Origin of the sequence: Enhygromyxa salina (assembly GCF_000737335.2) — a bacterium.
Lineage (GTDB): Bacteria > Myxococcota_A > Polyangia > Nannocystales > Nannocystaceae > Plesiocystis > Plesiocystis salina_C.
On the sequence record NZ_JMCC02000069.1, the window covers coordinates 45,544 to 51,951 of the forward strand.

Here is a 6,408-nt window from a genome sequence, read left to right on the forward strand (position 1 = left end):
GCGGTCAAGTGTCGGTCTCGCGGACCCCGCGGCCTGCGTTTGACCGCACTTGGGTGGTCCCCATCCGATCCTAGTCTTCCAGATCTTGTTACTGTCGGCGCTTCATGGCTCGCCCGAGCCCTGCCCAGGACCGCGATGGCGTCGAGCGTATACAAGATTGAGGAGCTCCTCTACCGCAACGCGCGGACCCAGACCTATCGCGCCCGGCATCGCGACACGGGCGAGAAGGTGCTGATTCGGATCCCGGCGGCCCGCAAGGGTCCAGTCACCTTGCGCCGCGAGCACGAGATCCTCGAGCTGCTTGGGCAGGGCCCGACGCCCGTCCACCCGCGCGAGGCTGATCTCGACGCAGCCATGGCCGTGGTCACGCCCGATCCCGGCGGCGTGGTCCTCAAGCCGCTGCTTGGCTCGGGCTTTGATCTCGACACGATGTTGGCGCTGGCCAAGAGCTTGGTCACGGCGATCGATCGCGCCCATCAGCAGCGCGTGGTGCTGCGCGACGTCACGCCGCACAACGTGCTCGTGGATCTGAGCGAGCGGCGGGTCAGCCTGATCAGCTACGGCCTGGCCTCGCGGGTGTCGCGTGAGCGCAGCAGCATCGGCGGGACCGGGGCGACCGACGGGATCTTGGCCTACGTCTCACCCGAGCAGACCGGGCGAATGAACCGCGAGGTCGACTATCGCACGGACTTCTACTCGCTCGGGGTCACACTCTACGAGCTCGCAACCGGCGAGCTGCCGTTCTCGGGCAGCGATCCCGTCGAGCTCGTCCACGCCCACATCGCCCGCAATCCGCCGCGGCCCCGCTCGAAGTCAGCTGGGATCCCACGCGCGCTGTCGGCCCTGATCCTCAAGCTGCTGGCCAAGAACGCTGAAGATCGCTACCGGACGGCGTCGGGCATCCTCCGCGATCTCGAGCGCATCGAAGCCCAGCTCGCGCGCGGGGTCGACGAGTCCATGGTGCTCGGGCGCGACGATCTATCCGAGCAATTCTTGATCCCACAGGAGCTGTACGGGCGCGAGGCCGAGTTCGCTTGCGCGCTCGAGCTGTTCGAGCGCGTCGCCGATGGCCGGCCGGAATTGTTGTTGGTCTCGGGCTACTCGGGCATCGGCAAGACCGCGCTGGTCTACGAGCTGCACCGCCCCACGGTGGTTCGGCGGGGCTTCTTCGCGGCCGGCAAGTTCGACGTGCGGGCCCAGACCGTGCCCTACTCGGGCTTCGTCGCCGCGTTTCGTGACTTGTTGCTGCAGCTGCTGACCGAGTCGGCCGAGAGCGTGGCCCAGTACAAGCGCAACTTTCAGGCCACGCTCGGCGACCAGGCCCAAGTCCTGATCGAGCTGGTCCCGGAGCTCGAGCTGCTGATCGGCAAGCAGCCGCCGGTGCCGGTCGTCGACGCGGCGATGGCCGAGCAGCGTCTGCGCGGGCTGCTGACCCGGTTCGTGCAGGTGTTCACGGCCGAGCTGCGGCCGCTGGTGATCTTCCTCGACGATCTGCAGTGGGCCGACGCGGCGTCCATGAAGCTGCTCAAGCACCTGGCGAGCAACGCCGACAGCCGCTCGCTCTTGATGATCGGGGCCTACCGCGACAACGAGATTGGCCCCAAGCACCCGCTGACCCTGGCGCTCGCTGATCTGCGCGACACCGAGGTCACGCTGACCGAGCTCGAGCTGCGGGCGCTCGACGCCGGCTCGGTCACGAAGCTGGTCGCCGACACGCTCCACGAAGACAGCGATCGCGTCGTCGAGCTCACCGCGTTGTTGCGCGACAAGACCGGTGGCAACCCGTTCTTCTTGCGTCAGTTCTTTGCCAGCTTGCACGAGGGCGGCGATCTGACCTGGCAGCCGGGCGGCGTCAGCTTGGACGCTGAAGTCGGGGAGACTTCAAATTGGAGCTGGGACATCGCGGCGCTGCGGGCCAAGGGCTACACGGAGAACGTCATCGCGCTCATGGTCTCGAAGCTGCGCAGGCTCGCCGATCGATCCCAGCGGGTGATCGAGCTGGCAGCGTGCATTGGCAGTCGGTTTGACGCGATGACCCTGGCCACGGTCATGGACTGCTCGGTCGATGAGGTCGTCGAAGAGCTGTGGGCGGCTGTGCAGCTGGGCCTGGTCCGCGCCGACGAGACCGGCGAGCTCAACGTCCGCTATCGGTTTGCGCACGACCGCGTGCAAGAGGCTGGGTACTCGCTGCTCGACGCCCAGGCTCGCCGCCGCGCGCACCTGCGGATCGGCCGGCTGCTGTGGGAGGGGCGCCCAGGCGAGCAACAAATTGAAGAGCAGCTGTTCGACATCTGCCGGCACTTCAACATGTGCATCGAGCTGATCGACGACGCCGACGAGCGCCGCCGGATCGCCAGCCTCGAGCTCGCGGCTGGGCGCCAGGCCAAGGCGTCCACGGCCTACGAGGCCGCGCGCAGCTACTTCGTGGCCGGGCTCGAGCTCGCGGGTGGGGACCAGGCGTGGGCGCGCGGGCAGGAGCTGGCGTTCGCGCTGCACCGCGAGCTGGCCGAGTGCGAGTACCTCATCGGTGACGCCGAGGCCGCCGATCTGCACTTCGATCAAATTCTCGAGCACGCGCGCACCGAGCTGGCGCGGGTCGAGATCTACAAGCTCAAGGCCACGCTCTCGTACCACAGCGCCAAGTACCCCGAGGCCCTCGCGGCGGCGCGGGCCGGCCTGCTGGTGCTCGGGCACGAGTTCCCCGACGTCAGCGACGCCGCGGGCCTCGACGCGCTCGCGGCCAAAGAGGGCGCGACCCTGGCCAAGCTGCTCGAGGGCCACAGCATCTCGGCGTTCGTGGATCTGCCGGCCATGGTCGACCCCCACGCGCTCGCCGAGGCCGAGCTCTACAACGAGCTGTCGCTGATCGGCATGTTCTACAACCCGCAGCTCGCGTCAATTGGCGCGCTCAAGCGGGTCACGCTCTCGATCGAGCGCGGCAACTCGCGGGTCTCGGGGCCGGCCTACGGCGCCCACGGCATGGTCGTGGGCAGCGCGCTGGGCGACTACGAGTCGGGCTATGCGTTCGGCAAGGTTGGGCTCGAGCTCGCGCGCCGCCAAGGTGATCGCCGCGCCGAGTGCCAGGCTGCGTTTTGGTTCGCGGCCTTCTCCAACCATTGGCGGGCACCGATCGCGGACGGGATCCCCATCCTCAAGGCTGGGGTCGAGCACGCGCTGCGGATCGGCGCGCCGATCTGGGCCGCCTACAACACCTTCTTCGTCCCCGTGCACACGCTGGTCAGCGGCGCGCGCCTCGACGAGGTCGAGGACGTGGTCGGGCGCTACCAACCACTAATGGACCCGCTCTCGGCTGCCGGCACGCGCGGCTACATGCAGCTGGTGCTCAGCCTGACCGGGCGCACGCCCGAGCCCGGCACGCTGTCGGACGCCGGCTTCGACGACGCTGCCTTCATCGCGCAAAACAGCGAGCCCGGCCGGGTGCTGGGCCTCAAGCACTACTACGTCGCGGCGCTCACGGGCTTGGTGTTGTTCGGGCGCAGCCGCGAGGCCGTCGAGCTCGCGGAGTCTTCGCTTGGATCGGGCGACCCGGCGATCGTGCTGTTCGCCCAGGTCGTCAACGCCTGGTGGGTGTTCTTTCAGGGCATGGCCCTGTGTGATCTGCTGTCGAGCGAGCCCGCCAACGAACACACAGACGAGCGCCGCGCGACCGCCGACGCCTGCTGCGAGCGGCTGGACCTGTTCGCCCGCAACGCACCTTCCAACTTCGAGGCCATGCGCTTGTTGCTGCAGGCCGAGCAGTCCCGGCTCGACGGCGATCAGCTCGACGCCATGAACGGCTACGACCAGGCGATCATGGCCGCGCGCGAGCACGAGCTCGTTCACATCGAGGCGTTCGCCAACGAGCGGACCGGCCGCTTCCACCTCGAGCAAGGCCGCGAGAAGGTTGCGATGGGCTACCTGCGCGAGGCCAGCAACCGCTACGCGATGTGGGGCGCCAGCGCCAAGGTCGAGCAGCTGCGCCAAGAATTCCCCGACGCCGTGGCCGACAGCCACGCGCAGCAAGACGAGGGGGACCTGACATCCCGAGATCCGCGCGGCATCGACCTGGCCTCGGTGCTCAAGTCTTCGCGGGTCCTGACCAGCGAGATCGATCTGCAGCGGCTGTTGGAGACCACGCTGACGATCGTGCTCGAGAACGCCGGGGCCGAGCGTGGCGTGCTGTTGATCGCCGAAGGCGACGAGCTGCGGGTCGAGGCCTCGGGCCGCCTCGATGGCCCACGCGCCGACATCCAGACCTTCGCCGACGCTCCGATTTCGCTCGAGCAGGCCGAAGATCTGCCTGTGTGTGTCAGCGTCGCGCAGTACGTCGCGCGGACCGGGGACACGATGGTGCTCGACGACGCCCACGCGCGGGGCCGCGTGGTTCAAAACCCGTACATCTCCAGCAGTCGGGTGCGATCGATCATCTGCACGCCGCTGGTCCACCAGGGCCGGCTGTTTGGCGTGATCTACCTGGAGAACAACCTCGTCGCCGGGGCGTTCACGCCCGGACGGGTCGAGACCCTCAAGCTCATCGCCTCGCACTCGGTCATCGCCATTCAAAACGCGCGGCTCTACGCCAACTTGAACCGCTATTCGCAGGATCTCGAGCGCGTCAACAAGTCAATGTCGCGCTTCGTGCCCAGCGAGTTCTTGGGTTGTCTTGGCAAAGACACGCTGCTCGAGGTCGGGCTGGGGCTGAGCGTGTCAAAGGACATGTCGATCCTGTTCTCCGACATTCGCGGGTTCACCAGCATGATCGAGAGCCTGCCAACCCGGCAGCACATCGAATTCATCAACGAGTACCTGCAATACATGGAGCCGCCGATCGCAACCAATCACGGCTTCGTCGACAGCTACATTGGTGACGCGATCATGGCCTTGTTCGAGGGGACCTCGGACTCCGCGGTGCAGGCCGCGGTCGACATGAGCGCCGAGCTGCGCGAGCTCAACGGCAAGCGGGCCGCGCGGGGCGAGGCCCCGGTCAACATGGGGGTTGGGATCAACAGCGGGCCGCTCACGCTTGGCACGATCGGCGGCCCCACGCGGATCAAGTGCGGGGTGATCGGCGAGAGCGTCAACTTGGCCGCCCGGGTCCAGGAGCTGACCAAGCGGTACCAGACCTTCTTGCTGGTCACGGACTCGTGTATTGGCGCGTTGGCGGATCCGGCGCGGTATACGAGCCGGGTGGTGGGGCGGGTCACGGTGGCGGGGAGCCAGATCCCAACGACGCTGTTCGAGGTGATCGACGCAGAGATGCGGCTGCCCGTGCGCGACGCCAAGCTCGCGAGCTTGGCCGGGTACGAGCGCGGGATCGAGTCGTTCTATGCGGCGCGGTTTGATGAGGCGGCGGTGGAGTTCGATGCTTGTCTGCGGGTTTGTCCCCAGGATATTCCGGCACGCTTGATGCGGAATGATTGTGACTATTTTCGGCGGGTGGGCGTGCCCAGCGACTGGACGGGGGTGGCTCGGCTCGACACGAAGTGATTCCGCGCGGGCCGAAGCGCGAGCGATCCCAGAATATTTGGCTCGGCTTTGCGCCCCGTTCGTGGCATTGTTGCGCCGATGTCGAGGCCCTGGCTGATCCCCATGCTGTGTGTGTCGCTCGTGTCCGCGTGTGCGGCCACCGACACCCCAAACCCAAGCGACAAGACCAAGGCCGACAGCGCGAAGTCGTCGGGTGAAGTCGGTGACGGCGGCGAGCAGGCACCGGCCAAGCTGGCGGTCAAGCTCGCGGTCGCGTCGGTGCAAGTGATCCAGGACTGCCCGGATCCACCCGAGCCAGCTCCAAGCGGCGCCGCGCACGACAGCCCCCCACCCACCGAGCCGATGCCCGCCCAACCACCAGCCGCGGGGGCGCGAGCTGACCCGGGCGCCGCGGCGCGCAAGGCCGGTCCCGGCTTCCAGCAGCCGTGCACGCAATCGACCATGCAGTTGACCCTGGCGGTAGACGGCGACGCGCCGCAGACCGTGCGGATCGCCGCGGTCCGGCTGCTCGACAAGCAGGGCAAGGTCGTCGGCACGCTTGGCTCGCGCAAGCCCAGCGCGTGGGTCGATCAGGGCTACGCGCCGTGGGATGAGACCGTGGGCAAGGGTGAGGTCAAGGCCAGCTACAAGCTCTCGCTGCCGGACTGGAACGCCGTCGACACGGCGATCGGGCAGTCCAGCTTTGGCTACATGTTCAAGCTCGAGGTCGACGTGGAGATCGCAGGTGAGATCCACACGGTCCAGTCGCCGGAGTTCCCCCGCGAGGAGCCCCACGTCATCGTGACCTGATGCGAGCGTGGGTCGCCGCCGTCGCGCTCGCGTGGGCCCTGGGGTGTGGCCGCGAGGCCGGGAGCGGCCAGACGCCGCGCGCAGCAGCGTCGAGCTCCACGCCGAGCGCGCCCGGGCCGGGGGCGTCCGCGT

The 6,408-nt window shown here is 67.9% G+C and carries 2 protein-coding genes; both read left to right on the forward strand.

Translation table 11 applies throughout. From position 1 onward, the window contains the following. Window positions 1–135: 135 nt before the first annotated feature. Window positions 136–5,487 (forward strand): AAA family ATPase, encoded by a 5,352-nt coding sequence (locus DB30_RS24855; RefSeq protein WP_052553294.1) that lies wholly within the window; start codon window positions 136–138, stop codon window positions 5,485–5,487. Window positions 5,488–5,565: 78 nt separating this feature from the next. Continuing rightward, a complete protein-coding gene (locus DB30_RS24860) occupies window positions 5,566–6,276 on the forward strand; it encodes a hypothetical protein (protein WP_146660480.1) in 711 nt (236 codons plus the stop codon). Window positions 6,277–6,408: the final 132 nt, after the last annotated feature.

Bases quoted from the DNA above. Each gene is read 5' to 3' on its own strand.
- DB30_RS24860 (WP_146660480.1), top strand. From the start codon at position 5,566: ATGTCGAGGCCCTGGCTGATCCCCATGCTGTGTGTGTCGCTCGTGTCC.
- DB30_RS24855 (WP_052553294.1), top strand. From the start codon at position 136: ATGGCGTCGAGCGTATACAAGATTGAGGAGCTCCTCTACCGCAACGCG.